The following is a 22,564-nucleotide window of genomic DNA, read 5'->3' on the forward strand; positions in this document are numbered from 1 at the left end:
ATATTTGATGGTTTTCCAAGAAATATAGAGCAAGCAGAATTATTAGAAAAAGAAGTCCTTAAGGGAAATAAATCAAAAGCAATTTATTTCAACATGGATTTAGAAGTTTTAGTTGAAAGAATTTCTAATAGAAGAATAGCTCCGAAAAGTGGGGAAATTTACAACTTACTATCAAAACCTCCTAAGAATGAAGGAAGATGCGATATCTCTAACGAAGAACTAGTTCACCGTAAAGATGATAACGCTGAGACAGTAAGAAACAGATTAGAAGTTTTTAAGAATACAATAGCGCCAATCCTAGATTATTATGAGTCCAAGGGTGTGCTAATAAATATAGACGCATCAAAGTCAGCAGAAGAAGTGTATGGCCTTGTTGAGAGTGCTGTAAGTAAATAATATTTAAGTATATATTTTTATCAATATAAGTTGCATAATGGGTCCGCTTTAGATATAAGGCAGGGATCAGTGGAGTTTTCGCTTAATGGCAAATACAGAAGTCTTAGAGATTGAAGGTGAAGTAGTAGAACTTCTGCCTAACACTAAGTTCAAGGTAAAATTACCAAATGGACACAGTGTGATAGCACATATTAGTGGAAAAATGAGAATGCACTTTATCAAGATCCTACCAGGGGATAAAGTGCTTGTTGAGATTAGTAAATATGATCTTTCGAAAGGAAGAATCACATACAGAAGTAAGGGCCGGTAGGTCAACTTACTGATAAAGAGGATGTTATGAAGGTTAGAGCGTCAGTTAAAGTAATGTGTAAAGACTGTAAAGTTGTAAAAAGAAAAGGTGTATTAAGGGTTGTTTGTAAAGCAAACCCTAAACATAAACAAAGACAAGGTTAAAAACCTTAGGGGAGTGTAGCTATGGCAAGAATACTTGGTGTTGATATTCCTCGTAATAAGGTGATTACTGTTGCTTTAAGATCAATCTATGGTGTTGGTCCTAAAGTAGCTCAAGAAGTACTCACTAAAGCGGGAATTGAACTAAACAAAAACTCTAATGACTTAACTGAAGAAGAAGCGAATAATATTCGTTTACTTTTAGAGGGTGAGTATACGGTAGAGGGTGATCTTAGACGTATGATTGGTCTGAACATTAAGAGATTGAAAGATCTTGGTTGTTACAGAGGAATTCGTCACAGAAGAAGTTTACCTGTAAGAGGACAGAGAACTAGTACTAATGCAAGAACGAGAAAAGGTCCTGCAAAAGCAATCGCTGGTAAGAAGTCTATTAAGTCAATGAAGTAATAGGGTTGGAGTAAAAAATGGTTAAAAAGACTGCTGGAAAGAAAAAAGTCAAAAAGAATATTCCACATGGCATCTGTCATATTCAATGTTCTTTCAATAATACAATAGTTACTTTTACTGATCCAAACGGTGGAGCAATTGCATGGGCGTCAGCTGGGCAACTTGGTTTCCGTGGATCTAAAAAATCTACGCCATTCGCGGCTCAGGTTGCTTCTGCAGACGCTGCAAAGAAAGCAATGGAGCACGGATTAAGTTCTGTAGACGTAAGAGTTAAGGGACCTGGTGCAGGTAGAGAAAATGCGATTAGAGCTCTAATAGGTGTTGGTTTGAGAATCACATCTGTTGCAGATAAGTCACCAATTCCTCATAATGGATGTCGTGCACCAAAAAGAAGAAGAGTTTAATCGTAATAATTAAGGAGATTATCCGTGGATAATTTTGTAGCAAAAAATTGGACGAATATGATCAGACCTGTTTCTCTTGAAGCAGACAATGAGAGTATGAAAGCGAACTATGGAAAGTTTGTAGCCAAGCCTCTAGAAAGAGGGTATGGACAAACACTTGGTAATTCTCTTAGAAGAGCACTTCTTTCTTCACTTCAGGGTGCGGGAATTGTTGCTATTCGTGTTGAGGGTGTTGAGCATGAGTTCGGTACAATCAATAACGTAAAAGAAGAAGTTTCTGAAATTATCCTTAACCTTAAAGAAGTATTTTTTAAGTTAAAAGGTAAAGAAGATACTGTTCTTACTCTTGAGAAGAGTGGTGAAGGACCTGTAACTGCTGGAGATATTTCAGAAAGTTCAAGTCTTGAAGTACTTAACCCAGGTCATGTAATATGTAATATTTCCTCAGGTGGTTCAATTAAGATTGAACTTAAGGTAGCTAGAGGGAAAGGTTATGTTACAGCATTAGAAAATAAAGAAGAGTATGATCTTCCTGTTGGTTGGATCTACGTTGATACTCTTTTCTCTCCTGTTCACAGAGTAAACTTCACAGTTACAAACTCTCGTGTTGGTAAGAGAACTGACTTTGACAAACTTACTCTTGAAGTTTGGACAAATGCTGGGATACAACCACAAGACGCTGTTGCTTTCTCTGCAAAGATCCTTAGAGATCAACTTGCAGTATTCTTAAACTTCGAAGATGAAGAAGAAGTTGTAAGACTTGAAAAAGCACCTGCACAAGCTTCTAGTCCTGCAAATAGCGCTTTATTAAAGCCTGTTTCTGAGTTAGAGCTTTCGGTACGTTCTGCTAACTGTTTACAGAATGCTAACATCAAATATATTTATGAGTTAGTTTCTAAGACAGAGGGTGAAATGTTAAGAACTAAGAATTTTGGTCGTAAATCGTTAAATGAAATTAAAGAAATTCTCAGTAACATGGGACTTGGACTTGGAATGAAGGTTGATTCAATTATGAAAGATCTTCAAGACGGTGAATAAGTTTTAAGCTGAGGGCTCAGTTGGAGTTATAGAAATGAGACATCAAAGACATAAATATAGAATTGGAAATGGTCCAGCACATAGAGTTTCTCTTATGAAAAACCTTGCGATCGAAGTTATTGATCATGGGAAAATTAAGACAACTATCACTAAGTGTAGAGCAATTAGACCATACGTTGAAAAGCTAATTACTATTGCAAAAGAAGATACTGTTGCAAATAGAAGATTAGCTTTCAAAAAATTAAACAATAAGGCAGCTGTTCAGAAGTTATTTACTGATGTAGCTCCTAAGTTTAAAGAAAGAAATGGTGGTTATACTAGAATCATGAAAATGACTGATGGTAGAGTTGGTGACAACGCTCCAATGGCATACATTGCACTAGTAGACTAATTTCTGTCTAAAAAAGTATTTAATGAAAAACCTTCGGTATTTATATCGAAGGTTTTTTTGTTTCTGGAGTTATTATGTCATTAAGTTCTAAAGTGTTGATTATTTCATTAGTTTTGGGCGCTACGCTTGCGTACTCACTTTTTGAAAAAAAGCAATTCACAGAAATGATGAACGTTGCTGAAGATGCTCCAGTGTTAAAAGTCCTTCCAGACTTTAAGCTCACAAATTTTTACACTAAAGAAGAAATCTCTAAAGAGTCATTTGGTGACTCTAGCGCTTTCTTTGTTCACTTTTGGGGAACTTGGTGTGCTCCTTGTGAGGCTGAATTTCCTGAATTTTTAAAATTTGCTAAAAAATTTGAAAATGACAATGTTCTATTCTTATTACTCTCAGTAAATGATGAAGATACAAAAATGAAAAAGTTTCTAAAGAGATTTGGTGAGCTTCCAAAGAATGTGATTGTATCTCACGATAAGTCAGGTGAGAGTATGAATCTATTTGGTACAGTGAAGGTGCCAGAGACTTATCTCTTTGATAAGAACTTTAAAAACTTAAAGAAGTTTATTGGTCCTCAGTCTTGGGGGTTAGAAGCATTTGCTCCTAGGGTTAAAAGACTAATCTTTGGACAATAGTATTATTGTCCACTATTAAAAAGTATACATTCTTACGGAAAAACAGTTGTTTATGTCTTTTTCGTTGTCAATTTTATCTACAAAAAAATCTAAAGAATAAATTTCTATTGCCGAAATGTTAGACAGTAAATACTTCTTCGTGAAGTAATTGTTCACATAAAGGTGAAATGGAGTTTAGAAATGATTAACTGGCAAGAAATTAGCGATCTGCATGTAATCTCGAAGTTAGAAGAGATACTAAGTAAGTGGTTTGGAGTAGAGCAGATTTACTCTGATATGCACTATAAGATTAGAAGCGGACATGTTGATAAAGGTTATGAATTTAAGAATCACTTCTTTAAAGTTCAGATGCAAATGAATCATGGCTATAACTACATGGGACAAGATGTAGAGAAGGTGACAGATGCACTAGAGGGAGAGGATGATAAAGCAAGGTCTTTTGATACTTTCTTTAAGCACGTTAAAGGTGTAGGGGCTAAAGTTGAGATTGGAGGAGAAGTTCTAGGGAGTGTGTTTGCTTATCCTTTTGTATCTAACTCAATCACAGAAGAAGAAGTTGAAGAAATTAAGAAACATATGATCTCTGAAGGTGCTAATGAAGCAGATGCAAGTGCAGCAGTTGATGGCCTTAGAAGGCTATTTCCTAGAGAGGTTGAATACCTTCAAGAGCTAGTAGAGTTAGTGGCCGATGAAATAAAAACATTTCATTCAGAGATTTCTAAGAGAGAGACAAGAATTAAAGAGCTTAACTCTGAGCTTGGAGATAAGTATAGATATCATATGATGATTGGTAAATCGAAAGGGATGCAGCAGATCTATAGACTGCTTGAAAAAATATCTTCATCAGAATCATCAGTCTTAATCCAAGGACAAAATGGTACGGGTAAAGAGCTTGTGGCAAAGGCGATTCACTTTTACTCACCAAGAAAAGAAAAGCAATTTGTAGCGCTTAACTGTTCTGCATTTAACGACAATCTATTAGATTCTGAACTATTTGGTCACATGAAAGGCTCATTTACAGGAGCAATCAAGGATAAAGCAGGATTGTTTGAAGTCGCTAATGGTGGAACACTTTTTCTAGATGAAATTGGAGATACATCACTTAGTATGCAAGTAAAGCTTCTAAGGGTACTGCAGGAAGGAACATATCTACCAGTAGGGGCCCAAGGTCCTAAAAAGACTGATGTGCGTATTCTTGCAGCAACGAATAAAGACTTAAAAGCAATGATGGCAAGTGGTGAGTTTAGAGAAGATTTATATTATAGAATAAACGTAATTAATGTGAACTTGCCGGCGTTGAAAGAAAGGTCTGAAGATATTCCAATCCTGATGGATCACTTTTTGAAAAAGAGATGTGATGAGTCTGGAACACCAATGAAGCAATTTTCAAAGAAGTGTATGGAAGTATTATTAGATTATCACTGGCCAGGTAACGTTAGAGAGCTGGAAAATGAAATAGAGAGATTAGTTGTTCTAGCAGGTGATGATAAGATGATTACGCCTGATCTATTGAGCCCAAGAATCTTAGAGTCTGGAGATAAACCAATTGCTGTTGCTAGAGGTATAAATACTAATGGGTCATTAAAAGAGGCATTAGAAGAACTAGAAGCAATGATGATTAAAGAGGGTCTCAAGAGATGTAACTATAATAAATCAAAGCTTTCAAAAGAGCTTGGTGTTTCTAGAGCATCTTTAATTATGAAGGTTGATAAGTATGATCTTGATAAGAGAAAGAAAGCTGCTGGCGAATAAATAATAATTTAAAAGTTAAAAAATATGGGCCTCCAGAAATGGAGGCCTTTTTTGTTTTAAGCATGGTGAATTATCCCTGATAATTCTACGATTGCTGTATTGAGTTAAATGACGCGATAAGATAGTACTTTTCTGTTCAAAACTGTATGATGTGGCCTCAATTTTTAGGAGGATTTATGGATACCGTTTTAGAACAAAAACGTTCTCTATTGCTAGAAAAAAGAACACAATCAGATCTTGGTGGTGGGGCTGCAAGAGTAGAAAAGCAACACTCACAAGGAAAATATACTGCACGCGAAAGAATCGAGAGATTAATCGATCCTGGAACTTTTATCGAGTTCGATAAATTTGTTACTCATCGTTGTAAAGAATTTGGAATGGAAAAAACTGAATATCTTGGAGACGGAGTTGTAACAGGAATAGCGGAAATTAATGGTCAAAAAGTAGCTCTATACTCACAAGATTTTACTTGTTGGGGTGGAGCTCTTGGAGAGTATCATGCAAAGAAAATTTGCAAGATTATGGACTTCGCTCTTGCCAATAGAATTCCAATTATAGGGATGAATGATTCTGGTGGAGCAAGAATTCAAGAGGGTGTTGATGCTCTTGGTGGTTATGCAGAAATATTTTATAGAAATGTAAAATGCTCAGGAGTCATTCCTCAAATATCATTAATAATGGGTCCATGCGCTGGTGGAGCAGTATATTCTCCAGCAATCACAGACTTTATATTTATGGTTGATAAGACATCTTATATGTTCGTAACTGGACCAGATGTTATTAAAACTGTGACTCATGAAGAAGTAACAAAAGAAGAGCTTGGTGGGGCTACAACTCACAATGAAACTTCAGGAGTTGCTCAATTCAATAGTAAAGATGAAGATGAGTGCTTTGAAAGAGTAAGAGAGTTACTTTCGTATCTTCCGGCAGCTTGTTATACGAAACCGTCTCCGAAATATACTGCTGACCCTGTTAATAGAGATAATACTAAGCTTAAAGAGTTGGTTCCAGCTAACCCTAAGAAGCCATATGACATGAATGAAATCATTCTTGATATTGTAGATGACTCTCACTTTTTAGAGGTGCATAAAGGTTGGGCAAAAAATATTATAGTTGGTTTTGCTTCTATCGGTGGAATTAAAATTGGTATTGTTGCTAATCAACCGCAGATCCTTGCAGGAGTTTTAGATATTGACTCTTCTTGTAAGGCCGCAAGATTTATTCGCTTCTGTGATTCATTTGATATTCCAATCTTAACTTTAGTAGACGTTCCAGGATTCTTACCAGGAACAGTTCAAGAGTACGGTGGAATTATTAAGCATGGTTCTAAGCTACTTTATGCATACGCAGACGCAACAGTTCCGATGATTACACTTATCACTCGTAAGGCCTATGGTGGTGCTTATGATGTAATGGCATCAAAGCATATTAGATCTGATGTAAACCTTGCATACCCTACAGGAGAAATTGCTGTAATGGGTGCTGAAGGCGCTGTTAATATCATTTTTAGAAATGAACTTAAAGGACTAGAAGGTAAAGCTTACGACGAAAAGAAAGCAGAGCTAGTTAAAAATTATGAAGACCGTTTTGCGAATCCATATAGAGCAGCAGAAAGAGGTTATGTAGACTCAGTGATTCTTCCTGAAGAAACAAGAGCAAGAGTTTATGAGTATCTTGTAGTATTGAAAAATAAAGTTGTTGAAAACCCAAAAAGAAAACACGGGAATATTCAATTATGATCAGACAACCAGAAAATAAGAGTAGAAGAATTTTAATTACTAACCGAGGGGAGATTGCCTCTCGTATAGCAAAAGCTTGTAGAGAGCTTGGCCATACTGCAATTGGGATTTGGACAGATAATGAAGTTCATGCAACACACCTTCAGTTTTGTGATGAGTGGGTACACCTTGAAGGGAGTACTAATGCTGAAACTTATTTAAATGTTGAAAACTTAGTTAAAGTAATTAAAGACAATAATGTAGATGCAGTTCACCCAGGTTATGGGTTTTTATCCGAAAACGCTGACTTTGCTAAACGTATGGAAGATGAAGGTATTACTTTTATTGGACCAAATGTAGAGTGTATTAAGGTCATGGGTGATAAGGCAACATCTAAGCAACTTGCAAATAAAATAGGTGTACCAACTGTTCCAGGAACAGATAAAGCTGTTACATCTGTTGATGAAGCGGTAGAAGTTTCTGGAAAAATTGGATATCCAGTTTTACTTAAAGCCGTTGCCGGTGGTGGTGGTAGAGGCATGAGAGCTTGCGCAAATGAAGAAGAAGTTCGTGCAAACTTTGAAGCTGTTGGGAGAGAGTCTCTTGCGGCCTTTAATAATGGTGACCTTTTAGTTGAAAAACTAATTGTTAATCCAAGACATATTGAAGTTCAAATTCTTGCAGACAAAAGAGGTAATGTTTATCACTTCTTTGAGAGAGAATGCTCTATTCAAAGACGTCACCAGAAAATTATAGAAGAAGCACCATCTCCATTTATTGGAGAGGATGAAGACTTAAGGCAAGATGTTTGTAACACTGCTGTTAAGCTTGCTAAGGCCGTTAATTATGACTCTGCAGGTACTGTAGAGTTTATTATGGGTGAAGATAAGAGCTTTTACTTTTTAGAAATGAATACTCGAATCCAGGTTGAGCATCCAATAACAGAAGAGATTACAGGCATAGACTTAATCGTTTGTATGATTCAATCTGCACTTGGTGATGACTTAGGTTTCCCAGGGCAAGATTTTATAAAAAGATCTGGTCACGCTATAGAGTGTCGAATTTGTGCTGAAGATCCTATTACAATGCTTCCGGCGCCAGGAATTGTTACAGGTTTTGAAACAAACTTTCCTCAAGGAATTCGTTTTGATCACTGTCTATATAAGGGACTAAACGTAACTCCTGACTTTGATCCAATGGTTGGAAAGCTAGTCTCAAAAGGAATTATTCGAGATGTTGCTGTTAGAAAGATGAAGGCAGCTCTTAACGGATTATTCATAGAAGGTTTAAAAACAAATAAACCTCTACTATCTGTAATTATGGATAATAAAAACTTTATTGATGGTAAATATTCAACAGACTTCATAAAAGTTGAAAATCCTAATGAGCAAGTAAATACAGGCCTAAACCATATGAGATTCTACAAAATGTTAGCAGCCGTTGAAGCTAGAAGGATGGGGATGTAGTCATGAGAACTTATCTTATAGATGAAGAAAAGAATGAAGTTATTGTTGATTTAACAAGAACAAAAGTTCATTCAAGTGAACTTGTAGAGTTTGATTACTCTACAATTGAAGATAATGAATTAATTGATAAGAAAACTATATTCGTTAGACAGCTCTGTGGACAGTACTTTGTATCTGAAGACAATAAGCGTTGGGTTAAAGTTTCAAGACAAGACCTTCCGTCAAAGATGCTTAATGTAAATAGAGTCTTTGATGTCTATAGAGGTTATAAACCGTCTGGTTTAAGTGGTGGTAATGAAGGTGAACTTCTTACTCAAATGCCAGGAAAGATTGTTAAGATTATGGCAGCTGTTGGAGATACAGTTGAGGCAGGACAAACACTAATTATTTTAGAGGCCATGAAAATGGAAAATGAAATTAAATGTGGTGTAAATGGTACAGTAAAAGAAATACATGTTTCAGAAGGTGATGCATTAGAACAAGGTGTTTTAATGGTCGAAATCGAAGCGAATTAAGGAGAGGCGATGTCCTTTAATAATGGAAATAATCCAAATGACTTTATAAACGATATTGATCGTATGAAGAATGAATTCAAAAATGGAGCTAAATTTCTAGGCCCATTGATTGTTGTCATTCTAATTGCGATTGGAGGTTTTACATCTTTTTATACTGTAGAGCCTGATGAAGAAGCGGTAGTCATTAGATTTGGTAAATATCTTACTACAACTCCTCCTGGGTTACACTTTAAGGTTCCGATGGGAGTTGATCAAGTTATTAAGGTTAAGACAAAGCGTGTCCTTCAGGCAGAGTTTGGATTTAGAACTCAAGATACAAGATCTAGAAGAACGACTTACTCTTCAAGAAATTACAGAAATGAATCTCTAATGCTTACTGGTGATTTAAATGTTGCTGATGTTGAGTGGGCAGTACAATTTCAAATTGCAGATCCATTTAAGTATTTATTTCAGACATCTTCACCTGAGACAAATATTAGAGATGTTTCCGAGTCCATTATGAGAAGAGTTGTTGGCGATAGATCTGTAACTGATATTCTTACTACTGGGAAAGTTGAAATTGAAACAAGAGCATTAGTTCTAATGCAAGAGGTTTTAAATAAGTATGATATGGGAGTTCGCATTGTGACTGTTAAGTTACAGGATGTTAATCCTCCTGAAGTTGTTAAACCTTCTTTCAATGAAGTTAATGAAGCAAAACAAGAACAGGAAAAGTCTATAAATCAAGCTGAAGGGGAATATAATAAAATCATTCCTGAAGCTAGAGGTAAGGCACAAAAACTTGTTAGTGAAGCTGAAGGTTATGCAAGTGCTCAGGTCAATAGATCTATGGGTGATGCTGAGAAGTTTACTGCAATCTTTAAAGAGTATAAGAGAGCCCCTCAAGTAACGAGAAAGAGAATCTACCTTGAGACAATGTCTACAATTTTTAAGAAATTTGAAAATATCACTGTCGTGGATCCTGAAATTAAAGGACTACTTCCTGTTTTTAATAAGTCATTAGGAGGGGAGAAGTAATGAATAATAAAATTATAGCACCACTTATTATTGTTGTTTTTGGTTTAATCGTAGTTGGAAAGTCTTCACTCTTTATTTTAAATGAAGGTCGACAAGCAATAATTACGGAATTTGGTAAGCCTGTAGGTGAGCCTAAAACTGAAGCAGGACTTCACTTTAAAAAGCCATTTGTTCAAGAAGTTCGTTATGTAGATAAGAGAATTTTATCTTGGGATGGAATGCCAAACCAAATTCCAACTAAAGATAAGAAATTTATTAAAGTTGATACAACTGCAAGATATAGAATTACAGATGCTCTTAAGTTTATTCAGACTGTTAGAAATAAGTCTGGAGCAAAGGCAAGACTTGATACAATTCTAGACTCAGCAACAAGAAATATCATCTCTTCTCACAACCTTGTTGAAGCTGTGAGAAATACAAATGCAATAATTGATAAAATTAAAAAAGAAAAAGCAGAGATTGCTGAAAAAGTTAAAAATGGTCAAAACTATGTTGAAGAAGGTGTTACTGGAGAAATTGAAAAGATTTTTACTGGTAGAGAGCAATTGAGCCAACTTATAGTTGAAAAGGCCGATGGAGAGCTTAGTGCTTTTGGAATAGAGTTAATCGATGTTCAGCTTAGAAGAATTTCTTATGAAGAGTCTGTTGAGAAGAAAGTATACGAAAGAATGATTTCTGAAAGACAGAGAATTGCTCAAAAAATTAGATCTATTGGATCTGGTGAAAAAGCAAAGATTGAAGGGAGGCTTCAAAGAGATCTAAGAAGAATTCAATCTGAAGCTTATAGAAAAGCACAAAAAATTCGTGGTGAAGGTGAAGCTAAAGCGTCTGCAATTTATGCTAAGGCCTTTAATAAAGGACCTAAGTTCTATGAATTTATAAAGTCGATGGAAGTGTATCAATCATCTCTTAAAGAGAAGACAAACTTTATAATTTCATCAGACTCAGAATTTTTAAAACACCTTAAAGGTAGATAATGATTGAATATGTAGTTGCTCAAAGCCCTGATGATAGAGTTTTATCAAAGGCCAGTGAAATTTTAAGAGGTGGTGGGTTAGTTTGCTACCCTACAGATACTAACTGGCTTATAGTTTGTGATCCCTTTAATAAAAAAGGGGTTGAGAAACTTTATAGAATAAAAAATGAAGGACCTCTTAAGCACTATAGTTTAATTTGTGACACTATTTCTAGGGCCGTCGAAATTGCATTTATTCATGATAGTGCATTTAAGATGATTCGAAAAAAAATTCCAGGTCACTACACTTTCATCTTTGAAGCTAAAAAGAAAATTACGAGGGCCATCCAGGCCAATAAGAATAATAAAGAAGTGGGTGTGAGATTTTGTCCTGACTTAATTTCTCAAAACTTAATTAAGGTACATGGTGACGTACTTCTTTCGACTCATATTACCCCTGAGATTTTGGGATTAAGCGCAGGGGAAGAATTCTATAGTTACCAAATAGAGGAAGCTTTTAGAGGTCCTCTTGATATGATTATTGACCCTGGAGAATATGAGTTTGTTGGAGAGTCAACAATTGTAGATCTAAGAGTAGAGGGTGAAGTTGAAGTCATTCGTATGGGATCAGGTCCTTGGTAATGAGTAAGAGACCTCTGAATCGAAAAAGAATAGCTATAAAGCTCTCTCTCTTAATATTAGTTCTCTATTTTTGGTATCATCTGTATCAATCTATGCTAAGTGCTGGAAAATAGAACTTAGCTTTCAATTCATTTATTATGATCAATATTTATACACACCGAGGAGTCTTTACAAGGTTTATGGATTTCAATACATAAAATCAATAGAATAAGGTAACTAATCTATTAAGGATATAATCTATGTTACTGGAATTATTAAAGAGATTCTTCTTCTCATTCTTCTTATTTATAAGCTGCTTCTTCTATATTTCAGGAGTTAGGGCTGAAAATATTAAACATTCTGTAGGTTTGTATATATCTCAAAATGGTCTAGGTTACTTTAAGGATAATTTAAAAGACATTGTTGAAAATAACGGATTTAGTATCGATCAATTCTCATATTCTGGTACACAGATAAATATGGAAGAACAAACTTTAGAAGATATGGTCTCAGACCCTGAAGCTAAAGAAACTCTTCTTACTATTAAGAATCAATTAAATAGATTTTTTTCGGGGTTAGATTTTGATAAGCATAAGTTTCAAGCTGATGTTGAGGGGATAGAATTTTCTGCAAATTGGGAGAAGCTATCTTTAGAATTTTACAAGCCCCAATTAACTGAAGAAGAAGATCCTTACGATGTTCTCGTTTATGCATGGATAGAGACAACAGATATTAAGGTAAGTGTTGATAAGGTACATGCAAGAGATTTAAATAACTCATTCTTAGGTGATATAGGAGTTGATGGATTACAAATTGAGCAAGTCGACAGCAGTGACAAGCTAAGAATAGGACTTCCTTTAAAATTTGGTAAAGATGAAACAGGAAAGTTTAAATTAGTTGTTTCAAGACCAGTTTCTAATATTAATGACGTTAAATTTGATGCAGATTTCACGTCACCTCTAGTATTGCCAGAAATCAAAATCTTAATAAATGGACATGAGGTTTCTCTAAATTTAGATGAAATAGAAAAGCTCGTTGTAGAAAAAGAGCCAATGATTTTAGAAAAAATTCAATCATCTCTACAAGAGTTTTTAGAAGAGAAAATGCCTCAAATGATTACTGATAAAGCTGAAGCAGTATTAGATGATGGCCTATTTGAAGTAACACAAATGAACCCTCCTGGTGCTCCAGAAGGAAAGTTTGTACCTAAGTTTCTATGGAAGCTAGGATTAGAAGAGCTTAACTTTGTAGGAGATAATCTCCATGTAGGTCTGGGGGCCAATGTTACAGATCCATCTAGTGGAGTCATTCCTTTTCCTGCAAAATATACCTCTTTAGAATATCCAAGCTTAGATGCAGCAAGTGTGGAAGACTATGATATTACAGTGGCACTTAATCAGGGACTTATTAATAGAATGGTTCAGTTATCTGCACTAAGAGGTTATTTTGAAAAAATGGATCTCGATAATGGAGAATCTATAGGAATTGCTGGAATGCCTGTCGTAAACTTTAAAGGAAAGGGTGAGGGGAAGCCTGCGACTCTTTCTTTAGAGATTATCTATAAAGTTACAGGGTGGCAGAAAGCATTTGTTAAGAATCCAATACACATTAATTTTGATATGAATTTAGAGTTTCCAATTGATCCAAAAACAGGGCGTATTAAGATGATCGCTTCGGGAATTGATCTAGACTCAGTCTTTTTAGATAGCAAATACATAAGGTTTTTCAAGTCAAAGGTGAGAAGCTCAGTGAGAGACCAAATAAAAGAAATGCAAAGTGATATAAATGGAATGGAAGTCGCAGACGAGATTCCAGTACCTTCTGATTTAGGCGGTATTCTTTTAGAAAAGAAGCAAGTCGAAATTAACGAGAAAGGTTATTTAATGATTTACAACAATTACTTAGAATTATAATAAAAAGGAAGAGGTATTTATGAAGTTTTTAGCAATTAGTTTAGCAGTATTAATGTCAATTAGTGTGAGTGCTATAGAGTTTGCAAGTTTTAGAGTTGAAAATGTAGTTGCAAGTAAAGCATCTGTTTATCTAGTAGCAGGAAAAGGAGCCTACTCTTTTGATATTGCAAAAGTATTCAAGAAGATTGGTACTTTTAATAGTGATGGTGGTGTAGTCGAAGTTCCTAGCTCTCAATACAAAAATGATGGTTGGAGAGGACCTAGTCATGTACTAGTAGTAACTCATAACTCTAATAATCATGCTTTAAGTAAAGATGAAAGTAGAGGATTTACTGATCCTCAATACGTAAATATCGCAGACCGAGTGGCCCCTACAACTGATAATGTAAAGTTCATTCAAAGAGATGCAATTAGTGTTAGAAAGCTTAAAACAGAGGCAAATAGAGTCTTTATTCTTTCAAACCAATAAGAAGTCCTATATTTTAAGGGTCAGTATATTGCTGACCCTCTCTTAAATTTCAGGTAATTAGTAAAACTTCCCTTTAGATTTTCTGGTTTAAACTATAACTTATGTTAAAATAAGTACTTATGATAAGCCGCTTTATTGGATTCATTATTTGTATCATTTCCTTAATTTTGCCGTGGCGCTTGAGGGTACTCTTTTGTGAAGTGCTGGGTTGGATTACCCAGTTTATCTACTATACCTACTTTGGAATACTAAACTTTCTACTTAAAGAGCTAAAGACAGAAGGGGAGAAGAAATGAATCCTTCTGGTGAAAGTGTGGCCATTCTTTTTTCTGGGGGAACCGATTCTACGCTGACTGCTGCACTATTAGAAAAGTCTTTTAAGAAAATTCATCTTGTAACATATAATAGATTTGGTTTTCACGAAACAGATAATACAGCCCTTCAAGCAAAACTACTTAAAGATAAGTATGGAGAGCAAAGATTTCTCCATGAGATATTAAATGTAGATAAACTCTTTAAGCATATCTCTTATGAAAATTACTTTTCAAATATAAGGAAGTTTGGACTATTTAACCTCTCAACTTGTGGGCTTTGTAAGCTTTCAATGCATGTACGTACAATTAAGTACTGTAATGACCATGGGATTAAGTATGTTGCAGATGGTGCAAACCAGGCAATGAGCATGTTTCCTGCCCAAATGAAAGGTGTCATTGATGAACTCAAAAAGATGTATTATCACTTTGGAATAACTTACTTCAACCCTGTCTTTGAGATGGATGGACCAGAAGAAAAGGGATTTATAGAAAAATCTAGCCTTCAGCTTATAAATGATTTAACTGTTCCAGAGATTGAAAAGCCCCTTGTCTATGATGAAAAGAGAAAGTCTTTTACTCCAGGAGAAAAACTTTTTAGCTTAGGTCTTGCTCCGAATCCAAATGTGAAGGGATCCAAGTATGATCGAAAGAGACAGCCAAGATGTTTTCAATTTATAATCTTTAATATCTTCGCTATTAAATATTTTTTACAAAAACACACTTATGAAGAATATAGAGACTTAACAGTAGATTTTTATAAATCAAAAATTACAAGTATGGTTAAGTTAATTGAAAAAGATGATAAAAAACTACAGAAGATTATTGGGAAGTCATGATGTTTGACCAGGAGTTAGAGTGCTGTGGAGCTGAATTTGAAAAAGATCATATTTCTTTTATAGGTCTATTAACTCTATCGCTTCCTTTACTTGTTATATGCTCTATCATTAAAGTTTTATTTCTTATTATTTTTAAAAAAAATAGAAGTATAGAACTTTTAATAAATGCTAACTTTAAGTTAATAAAGCAAAAAAATATCCTCACCCGATCAAAATGCCAATTATCGAGCTTTGTATTCAAATTGTCTCCTAGACTTTCTGGGCTAATATTTAAATATTTTAATCTTACATTCCTTTTAATCATTTGGTTGATTGCAATTCTATCCATTTATCAAGTAGCTTCATTATGACTATAAATATAAGTAAATTAAGAGAAGATTTTCCTGTCTTTAAAAATAATAAGAAATTTACCTACTTTGATAATGCATGCACAAGCTTAAGGCCCCGTTCTGTGATTGAGGCAATGAATGAGTATTATGAACTTCATCCTTCTTGTCATAATAGAACTCTTCATAGTTTTGGAGTGCAGACTACTAAGAAGTTTGAAGGAGCAAGAAAGGTAGTATCTGAATTTATAGGAGCCAGTAATCCTAAGGAAATCATTTTTACTCGTAATACAACAGAGGCCATAAACATAATCTCTAAGGGAATTAATTGGCAATCTGGCGACAGGATACTGACTTCTGATATGGAACATAATTCAAACTTACTTCCATGGCAGTTTTTAGTTAAAGAGAAAGGTGTATTATTAAATCACTTTGAAATAAATGATCAATACAGTGTTAATCTTGAAGAGTTTGAAAAAATACTCTCAGAAAATAAATATAAATTAGTATCATTTCATCATACTTCAAATGTCACTGGTAGTAGCTTACCAGTAAAAGAGTTAACAGAAATTGCTAAGAAGTATGGAGCACTTGTTTTAATTGATTGTGCACAAGCAATGACAACTTCTACTATCAATGTTGAAGAGTTAAATGCTGACTTTATAGCCTTTTCCTTTCATAAGTGCTTAGGTCCGTCTGGGATTGGTGCTCTGTATGGAAAAATAGATGCTCTTGAGCAGCTTACACCAATGTTGTATGGAGGAGAGACTGTCATTGATTCAACCTATGAATCTTGTACATTTAGTGAAATCCCATATCGTTTTGAAGCAGGACTTCAGAATTACTCTGGAGCTTTTGGGGCAAGAGCGGCCATTGAGTATATTAAAAGTATAGGCATTAGCAATATAAGCAATCATATCGTTAAGCTTAATTCGATTCTTACTGAAGCTCTTTTGAAGGAAGATAGAGTGACAATTCTTGGACCCAAAGACCCACCACTAAGAGGCGGAATAGTTAACTTTTTAGTTGAAGGGTTAGATCTAGGGCAGATTTCTTTAATTTTAGATAAGTCTCATCGTATAATGGTTAGAAGTGGAGTTCATTGCTGTCACTCTTGGTATCATAAAAAAGAGCTAAAACCATCTTTGAGAGTCTCTCTTGGCCCTTATAATACTGAAGAAGAAGTTCGACATTTTATCGAGGTAATATTGCCTATAATTAGATTTTTTTAAAGTACTCTAATACCTTATCTGCAAATAGCTTGTGACCGAGTTTATTTGGATGAATTGTATCTCCATCGGGATCTAGGAATAGATATTGATCACTTGTTCTTACAACCTCAGTGAAGTCTATTAGGTCAATATTGTTTTTCCTTGAGTATTGATCTAGGGCCTCATTATAAATAAGACTTTGCCTTTTTATCTTAGCGTTTTGTATTTTCTGAATGTCTTGGCTTAAGCTATCCTGTGAATTTATATTTACAGGAAACTTTATGAGAATTGGAATGATGCCATTTTCTTTTATCTTTTTCACAAGGGTATCAATATTAGTGAGGTAATCTTTCTTAGAAACCCTTGAGACTCTACCTAGTTTAATATCGTTTGATTTTTTTGATTTTAATAAATGAAATATTTGTTTTGGAAGATAGAGAGATTTAACATAGTTTCTTAATAATATGGTTAGACTATTAGATGTTTTAACTTCCTTGTCTGGTATGTTTTCAGAGTAAAAAAAACGATAATAATCTAAGTCATTAATCACGTAGGAAATTAAGACATGTGTAGGGTTAAACTTTAAAATGCTCTCTATAAGATGTGTTCCTTGAAATGAGCTATAACCTATTTGAGAAAAATTTTTAACACTGATTTGATGATCTGAGTTTATCGATACCTGAGAGGAGTATGTTTCTGAGTTCTTTACGCCCCAGCCAAAGCTTGGGGATGCTCCCATTACAGCAACTTTGAGTTTCGTGTTATCCCAAAGCTCTTCATTTTCAGTTATTCGAAATCCATGCGAATCAGTTTGAATAACTTCTTTGAAGAAATTTACATTTAGATTAGACTTTACCTTCCAAAAAATATCCTTTTTCTCTTCTAGTACTGCCACTATTTTATCTAATCTTGTTAGAGAGTAAGATAGGCGAGCAATTCCCTCTAGTAGTGTAATAATTGAAATAGCGATAATTATTGATATCAAGACATCTTTATAGACTGATTTTTTCATTTTTAATTCCTTATATATTGATTATGGATCAAAGATTGAGCAGGTTCAAGGAAGTAGATTGATAATTAATGGTTTGAAATGGGAAGATACTGTATTATTAAATTATAAACTAGGGTCATAATGAATAGAGAAATTGTAGATAAATTCAATCAACTACAAATCAAGTCAAAGTATAAATCTACTTTTGATATTTCGATATATGATTTCTTTTTCAAAAAAGGCTTTTTTAAAAGCTCTCCTCCAAGTGGAATTCCTAAGTTATTGAATGCTCTCAGTGATTGTTCGGAGTGCTATTATGGATTACAGATAGATTCCTATGCCGAAGGTTGTTTTCATGATTGTGAATATTGCTGGGCAAAGTCAGATCTATCTAAAAGTAATAGCTGGAATAATCCAATGCCTCTTCCTATTAATATATCTGAGTTTTGGGAATTATTTTATACTATTTTTGAAACAGAGGATGCTCATCCTCTTAGGGAAGTGATAGAGAGGAAAACTCCTCTCAGGATAGGTTCATTGTCCGATCCATTTATGGCGATGGATAAGAAATATGGAATTACACTAGAATTAATAAAAATATTAAACTTCTATAAGTATCCGACAGTATTTCTAACAAGATCTCACTATGTAACAGATGATCGATATATGGATTATTTAGATCCAGATCTCTTTTCAATCCAAATGTCCTTGCCTAGTTTAAATGAGGATTTTACTAGGGTCATAGAGCCTGGAGCACCATCTCCAAAGCTAAGACTTCAGGCCCTTAAGAAGCTTTCGGATGCTAATATATGGTGTACGGTTAGGCTTAATCCTCTTTTTCCTATCTACCCAGATGGAACTTTATCCAGAGACTTAAGTACAGATGCAAAGACGAATTTTTTTGAGTTTGACTATATCGATGAACTCGCTCTCTATGGATGTAAGTCTCTTTTGACAGGGTTTGTTCATTTAGATGAAAAAGTTGTTGAACTAATTCATAAGAAAACTCAAGTCGATTTAATGGGGTTCATGTCTAGTGATATGAAGGAGATGGTTGAAGGCTTTGCCTACTCCGGTGATGAGATTAGAAAGTATTACGAAATTATAAAAGAGAGATGTCAAAGAAATAAAATTGAGTTTTCAACATGTTATCTAGGCCTTGGTGAGTCGTACTTTTGGAAAGACCAGGACCTGTGGGATAATAAAGAGGACTGCTGCAATATAAAAAATAGAGTCCCATCATTTATTAATGAGACAAGAATGATTCCTGTTTCTGAAAGACTTAAAATTGATAATCCCGATATGAAGTATATAGAAAGAGTAATTCATAGATTTTGGCAAAGCTTTAAAAGTTTCTTCTTTAAAAAGGTTTATGAAAAGTAGTGAGTTATATAATTGGAATATCTGCTTATTATCATGATAGTGCTATCACTCTAATTAAAGATGGAGAAATCTTATTTTCAATAGAAGAAGAAAAGTTCTCAAGGTTAAAACATGATAAAGAGTTTCCTGCAAAGTCGTTGTCCTATTGCTTGAAGTTATTTGATATAGACCTATCTGACATTAGTCATTTTATTTTTTATGATAAACCTTTAACTAAATTTGAGCGTTTGTTAGAGACCTATGTTTCTTTCGCTCCGTTTGGCTGGAAGTTTTATAAGGCCTCTCTTCCTGAGTGGTTTAATGGAAAAATATTTTTAGAAAAAAAGCTAAGAAAGTCTCTCGAAGAGATAGATCCTCAATGGAGTGGAAGCCAGAGTATTCTCTTCTGTGAGCATCATCTTTCTCATGCTTCATCGGCATTTTATCCAAGTCCTTACTCCTCGTCTGCTATTCTCTGTCTTGATGGTGTTGGAGAGTGGGATACTGCAAGTGCATGGATTGGAAATGGGAATGAAGTTGAGAAATTGTGGTCTATTGAGTTTCCACATTCTATAGGTCTTTTGTATTCAGCCTTTACATATTATCTAGGATTTGAAGTTAATAATGGTGAATACAAGATGATGGGACTTTCTCCTTATGGAGATCCTAAGTACTCAAAACTAATCGAAGACAAATTGATAGATATAAAGAAAGATGGATCATTTCGCTTAAATATGGACTACTTCTCTTTTGCTACAGACATAGTTATGACTAATGAGAAGTTCTCAGACCTTTTTGATCATAGAGTACGTAAGAGCTCTGAGAAAATTGAACAGTTCCATATGGATATAGCTGCAAGTATTCAAAAGACAACAGAGAAGATTGTATTACTTTTGGCACAATCCCTTAGAGATGAAACTGGTTTGGATTCTCTATGCTTGGCCGGAGGTGTCGCACTTAATTGTGTTGCAAATGGAAAGTTAAAGGAATCAAATATATTTAAAAATATATGGATTCAACCTGCTGCTGGAGACTCTGGTGGGAGTCTTGGAGCTGCTCTATCATGCTGGTATCAATATCTGGGAAATGAGAGAATTGTAGGTGAATTTGATTCAATGAAAGGCTCTCTTCTTGGTCCTTCATATTCAAATACTGAAATTGAAGAAGTATTAGCGAGCATGAATTGTGTGTACTCTAAAGTAGAGAATGTAGAGGAGCTCACAGCTAGGGAAATTAGTGAAGGAAAGGTCGTAGGCTGGTTTCAAGGTCGTGCTGAATATGGGCCGAGGGCACTTGGTAACAGGTCTATTCTTGGGGACCCAAGAAGTAAGGATATGCAAAGGAAGTTAAATTTAAATATTAAATATAGAGAATCTTTTAGGCCTTTTGCTCCTGCTGTACTTGAGGAGAGAGTTTCTGATTTCTTTAATTTTAATGGTGTGTCACCATATATGCTTTTTACGTCAAAAGTTCTAAATGCTAGCTATAAGTCTGGTGAGTCGAGTGACCTTTTTGAGAAGCTCTCTTGTGTAGACTCTAAATTACCAGCGATTACTCATGTCGATTTATCTGCACGAATTCAGACTGTTAGTTCTGATACTAATGATAAATTTAGAAGCTTGATTTCTGAGTTCGATAAAATTACTAAAATACCTGTCTTAATAAATACTTCTTTTAATATTAGAGGAGAGCCAATTGTGTTAACTCCTGAAAATGCCATTAACTGCTTTATGAATACAGAGATGGATACTTTAGTTGTAGGGGACTATATTCTGTATAAAGAAGAGCAAAAGAAAGATAGTTTTGAAAAATACTCTACAGGAGAGTTAGGGCAGGTTGATAAAGAGAAGAAAGTGGTAAGTTCTGAAGAACTTAAGACTTTTGGGTATCAGATTACATTTATTTTTTCTGTCGTTATTGGATTAATTCTTCCTTGGGGATGGAACTATAAAATATCTCTTATTCCATTTATTTTAGGTGGAGTGACCATTTTGTTAAGGTTTATATTTTTGAGGGGGCTTATTTATTTTTACTATCCATGGCAATTTATTTTCAATGTACTGACTTATATTAAAGCAAAGATACTACTTTCTTTAAGTTACTTTTTCCTTATAAGTCCTATTGGTATTTTTATGAGGCTCATTGGTAAAGATCCAATGAGTAAGAAGTTTGATAATGATGAAACTTCTTACCTAAAAAGATCAGAGGATGAGAAGTTCGATCCAACTTCTCTTAAATATCCTTTCTAAAATAATGCATATATTGCAGGAAGAATAGAGCTTCCACCTGCTAGAGTTAAGAATAAGCTAAGAATTGCAAAGACAAAGAAGATTGGCATGAGCCACCACTTCTTATTTTTCTTAATGAGAAGAAAAATTTCTTTTAACATTTTATTGTTTGTTCTGAAATTCTCTCTTAGTGACTTCTTTTTGACATCTTTGTTCATCTTTCAAAACCTAGTTTTTATGAAGTTTACATAGACCAGTATAAGATAATTTTGAGATTTGTGGTACAACAAATAGTGCTCTAACACCTTTGTTTATTACAAGTCTTTGGGTTTTAAGCTCTGTCTCTTTATTGCGAAATACTGTGTTACGTCCTCGTCTAGAGAAAGAGTAGCTTACAGTTTCATCAATGAGCTCTTCACCTTCTTTACTGACAACCATTCTATACTTATTACCTTTTTCTTTTTTTAGAAAAATATCAGAGTATGGTGCATAGACGTCATTAACCACACAGCTGACTTCTCGAGCTGAAATATTTAAAATACTAGAAATAATAAAGGAAGTAAGTAAAATTGTTTTCATTAAAAATCCTATTTTAAAAAAAGTTCAATTATTTTATTCGCAGCGAGATATGGTGTTGTTTTTCCATCAGTTACTTTCTTTTCAAGTAGTGGAAGTTTTTCTTTTACTTTTGGGTGTTGCTTAAGTTTTATATCAATTAGATCTACAATTAATTTTTGCATCCAGTTCTTATTTTGGTTAATTCTTTTCTCTTGGAGCTCTCCGTTTGCCTCTGCTTCTGTTTTGTACCTCTGAATCATATCCCAAACACCATCAATGTTTTTATTTTCTAGAGATGAGATCAGTTGAACCTCTGGTCTCCAGAATGACGTAGGATGGATGATTTGAAGTGCCCCTGTGTAGTGGGACTTTGTTTGAGATGCTAAGTTTACAGATTCACCATCAACTTTATTAATTACAATTGAATCTGCTAGTTCAAGAATTCCTTTCTTTATTCCTTGTAGTTCATCGCCTGCATTTGGAAGCATAAGGACAAGAAAGAAGTCGACCATCGAAGCGACTTCATACTCAGACTGTCCTACTCCTACAGTTTCAATTAGGATAACATCATACCCTGCTGCTTCACAAAGAAG

At 34.6% G+C, this 22,564-nt stretch carries 24 protein-coding genes and 2 pseudogenes; 22 read left to right on the plus strand and 4 right to left on the minus strand.

Features of this window, described 5'->3' with window-relative positions:
• From ABX784_RS08140 to ABX784_RS08230, 19 genes are all read left to right on the plus strand, one after another.
• Window positions 1-396 (plus strand): adenylate kinase family protein (locus ABX784_RS08140; protein WP_372654527.1); only part of this gene is annotated, 396 nt, incomplete at its 5' end.
• An 85-nt stretch (window positions 397-481) separates the two neighbouring features.
• Window positions 482-706, plus strand: a complete 225-nt coding sequence (gene infA / locus ABX784_RS08145) for a translation initiation factor IF-1 (protein WP_014245796.1) — start codon at window positions 482-484, stop codon at window positions 704-706.
• Between the two features lie 26 nt (window positions 707-732).
• Window positions 733-849 carry a 50S ribosomal protein L36 gene (gene rpmJ / locus ABX784_RS08150; protein ID WP_372654528.1) on the plus strand — a complete coding sequence of 39 codons (117 nt, stop codon included), beginning with the start codon at window positions 733-735 and terminating at the stop codon, window positions 847-849.
• A 21-nt stretch (window positions 850-870) separates the two neighbouring features.
• Window positions 871-1,254 carry a 30S ribosomal protein S13 gene (rpsM, locus tag ABX784_RS08155; RefSeq protein ID WP_372654529.1) on the plus strand — a complete coding sequence of 128 codons (384 nt, stop codon included), beginning with the start codon at window positions 871-873 and terminating at the stop codon, window positions 1,252-1,254.
• Window positions 1,255-1,271: 17 nt separating this feature from the next.
• The gene (rpsK, locus tag ABX784_RS08160) at window positions 1,272-1,658 is read left to right on the plus strand and encodes a 30S ribosomal protein S11 (RefSeq protein WP_014245793.1); all 387 of its coding nucleotides are present in this window, start codon (window positions 1,272-1,274) and stop codon (window positions 1,656-1,658) included.
• Window positions 1,659-1,682: 24 nt separating this feature from the next.
• Window positions 1,683-2,696 (plus strand): DNA-directed RNA polymerase subunit alpha, encoded by a 1,014-nt coding sequence (locus ABX784_RS08165; protein WP_372654530.1) that lies wholly within the window; start codon window positions 1,683-1,685, stop codon window positions 2,694-2,696.
• A gap of 34 nt (window positions 2,697-2,730) precedes the next feature.
• The gene (gene rplQ, locus ABX784_RS08170; protein WP_372654531.1) at window positions 2,731-3,087 is read left to right on the plus strand and encodes a 50S ribosomal protein L17; all 357 of its coding nucleotides are present in this window, start codon (window positions 2,731-2,733) and stop codon (window positions 3,085-3,087) included.
• A gap of 74 nt (window positions 3,088-3,161) precedes the next feature.
• Window positions 3,162-3,719 (plus strand): TlpA family protein disulfide reductase, encoded by a 558-nt coding sequence (locus tag ABX784_RS08175; protein ID WP_372654532.1) that lies wholly within the window; start codon window positions 3,162-3,164, stop codon window positions 3,717-3,719.
• Between the two features lie 180 nt (window positions 3,720-3,899).
• Window positions 3,900-5,471, plus strand: a complete 1,572-nt coding sequence (locus tag ABX784_RS08180) for a sigma-54 interaction domain-containing protein (protein WP_372654533.1) — start codon at window positions 3,900-3,902, stop codon at window positions 5,469-5,471.
• A 176-nt stretch (window positions 5,472-5,647) separates the two neighbouring features.
• Window positions 5,648-7,210 (plus strand): acyl-CoA carboxylase subunit beta, encoded by a 1,563-nt coding sequence (locus tag ABX784_RS08185; RefSeq protein WP_372654534.1) that lies wholly within the window; start codon window positions 5,648-5,650, stop codon window positions 7,208-7,210.
• On the plus strand, window positions 7,207-8,655 hold the full coding sequence (locus ABX784_RS08190) for an acetyl/propionyl/methylcrotonyl-CoA carboxylase subunit alpha (protein ID WP_372654535.1): 1,449 nt from the start codon (window positions 7,207-7,209) through the stop codon (window positions 8,653-8,655). Before ABX784_RS08185 ends, ABX784_RS08190 begins: the two co-directional genes overlap by 4 nt.
• A 2-nt stretch (window positions 8,656-8,657) precedes the next feature.
• Window positions 8,658-9,170: an acetyl-CoA carboxylase biotin carboxyl carrier protein subunit gene (locus tag ABX784_RS08195; RefSeq protein WP_372654536.1), complete on the plus strand. Its 513-nt coding sequence runs from the start codon at window positions 8,658-8,660 to the stop codon at window positions 9,168-9,170.
• A gap of 9 nt (window positions 9,171-9,179) precedes the next feature.
• Complete coding sequence (gene hflK / locus ABX784_RS08200) at window positions 9,180-10,187, plus strand: FtsH protease activity modulator HflK (RefSeq protein ID WP_372654537.1); 1,008 nt, start codon at window positions 9,180-9,182, stop codon at window positions 10,185-10,187.
• The gene (gene hflC, locus ABX784_RS08205) at window positions 10,187-11,164 is read left to right on the plus strand and encodes a protease modulator HflC (RefSeq protein WP_372654538.1); all 978 of its coding nucleotides are present in this window, start codon (window positions 10,187-10,189) and stop codon (window positions 11,162-11,164) included. Before hflK ends, hflC begins: the two co-directional genes overlap by 1 nt.
• Window positions 11,164-11,784: an L-threonylcarbamoyladenylate synthase gene (locus ABX784_RS08210; RefSeq protein ID WP_372654539.1), complete on the plus strand. Its 621-nt coding sequence runs from the start codon at window positions 11,164-11,166 to the stop codon at window positions 11,782-11,784. Before hflC ends, ABX784_RS08210 begins: the two co-directional genes overlap by 1 nt.
• A 239-nt stretch (window positions 11,785-12,023) precedes the next feature.
• On the plus strand, window positions 12,024-13,676 hold the full coding sequence (locus ABX784_RS08215; protein ID WP_372654540.1) for a hypothetical protein: 1,653 nt from the start codon (window positions 12,024-12,026) through the stop codon (window positions 13,674-13,676).
• A 19-nt stretch (window positions 13,677-13,695) separates the two neighbouring features.
• Window positions 13,696-14,145: a hypothetical protein gene (locus ABX784_RS08220; RefSeq protein ID WP_372654541.1), complete on the plus strand. Its 450-nt coding sequence runs from the start codon at window positions 13,696-13,698 to the stop codon at window positions 14,143-14,145.
• Between the two features lie 292 nt (window positions 14,146-14,437).
• The gene (locus ABX784_RS08225; RefSeq protein ID WP_372654542.1) at window positions 14,438-15,295 is read left to right on the plus strand and encodes a hypothetical protein; all 858 of its coding nucleotides are present in this window, start codon (window positions 14,438-14,440) and stop codon (window positions 15,293-15,295) included.
• A 346-nt stretch (window positions 15,296-15,641) separates the two neighbouring features.
• Window positions 15,642-16,853: an aminotransferase class V-fold PLP-dependent enzyme gene (locus tag ABX784_RS08230; protein ID WP_372654543.1), complete on the plus strand. Its 1,212-nt coding sequence runs from the start codon at window positions 15,642-15,644 to the stop codon at window positions 16,851-16,853.
• Here ABX784_RS08230 and ABX784_RS08235 read toward each other — a convergent pair.
• Window positions 16,840-17,844, minus strand: a complete 1,005-nt coding sequence (locus ABX784_RS08235) for an SGNH/GDSL hydrolase family protein (protein ID WP_372654544.1) — start codon at window positions 17,842-17,844, stop codon at window positions 16,840-16,842. The genes ABX784_RS08230 and ABX784_RS08235 overlap by 14 nt on opposite strands.
• Before the next feature lie 120 nt (window positions 17,845-17,964).
• Between ABX784_RS08235 and ABX784_RS08240 the strand changes: the two genes are divergently transcribed.
• The 3 genes and pseudogenes from ABX784_RS08240 to ABX784_RS08250 all read left to right on the plus strand — a co-directional run bounded on the left by ABX784_RS08240 (window position 17,965) and on the right by ABX784_RS08250 (window position 21,434).
• Entirely contained in the window at window positions 17,965-19,206 is a 1,242-nt protein-coding gene (locus ABX784_RS08240; protein ID WP_372654545.1) for a radical SAM protein, read from the plus strand.
• Window positions 19,206-20,981: pseudogene (locus tag ABX784_RS08245) on the plus strand (carbamoyltransferase); the annotation flags it as partial. The gene ABX784_RS08240 and the pseudogene ABX784_RS08245, both read left to right, overlap by 1 nt.
• 57 nt (window positions 20,982-21,038) lie before the next feature.
• Window positions 21,039-21,434, plus strand: coding sequence for an SxtJ family membrane protein (locus ABX784_RS08250; RefSeq protein WP_372654548.1), 396 nt, complete (start codon window positions 21,039-21,041; stop codon window positions 21,432-21,434).
• On the opposite strand, the gene ABX784_RS08255 is transcribed toward ABX784_RS08250, so the two are convergent.
• The 3 genes and pseudogenes from ABX784_RS08255 to ABX784_RS08265 all read right to left on the minus strand — a co-directional run.
• Window positions 21,431-21,631, minus strand: coding sequence for a DUF5989 family protein (locus tag ABX784_RS08255; RefSeq protein ID WP_372654546.1), 201 nt, complete (start codon window positions 21,629-21,631; stop codon window positions 21,431-21,433). The two genes, ABX784_RS08250 and ABX784_RS08255, sit on opposite strands and share 4 nt — an antisense overlap.
• Window positions 21,632-21,641: 10 nt before the next feature.
• The gene (locus ABX784_RS08260; protein ID WP_372654547.1) at window positions 21,642-21,992 is read right to left on the minus strand and encodes a hypothetical protein; all 351 of its coding nucleotides are present in this window, start codon (window positions 21,990-21,992) and stop codon (window positions 21,642-21,644) included.
• An 8-nt stretch (window positions 21,993-22,000) separates the two neighbouring features.
• Window positions 22,001-22,564: pseudogene (locus ABX784_RS08265) on the minus strand (methylmalonyl Co-A mutase-associated GTPase MeaB); the annotation flags it as partial.

The organism is Halobacteriovorax sp. (assembly GCF_041587335.1).
Taxonomy (GTDB): domain Bacteria; phylum Bdellovibrionota; class Bacteriovoracia; order Bacteriovoracales; family Bacteriovoracaceae; genus Halobacteriovorax.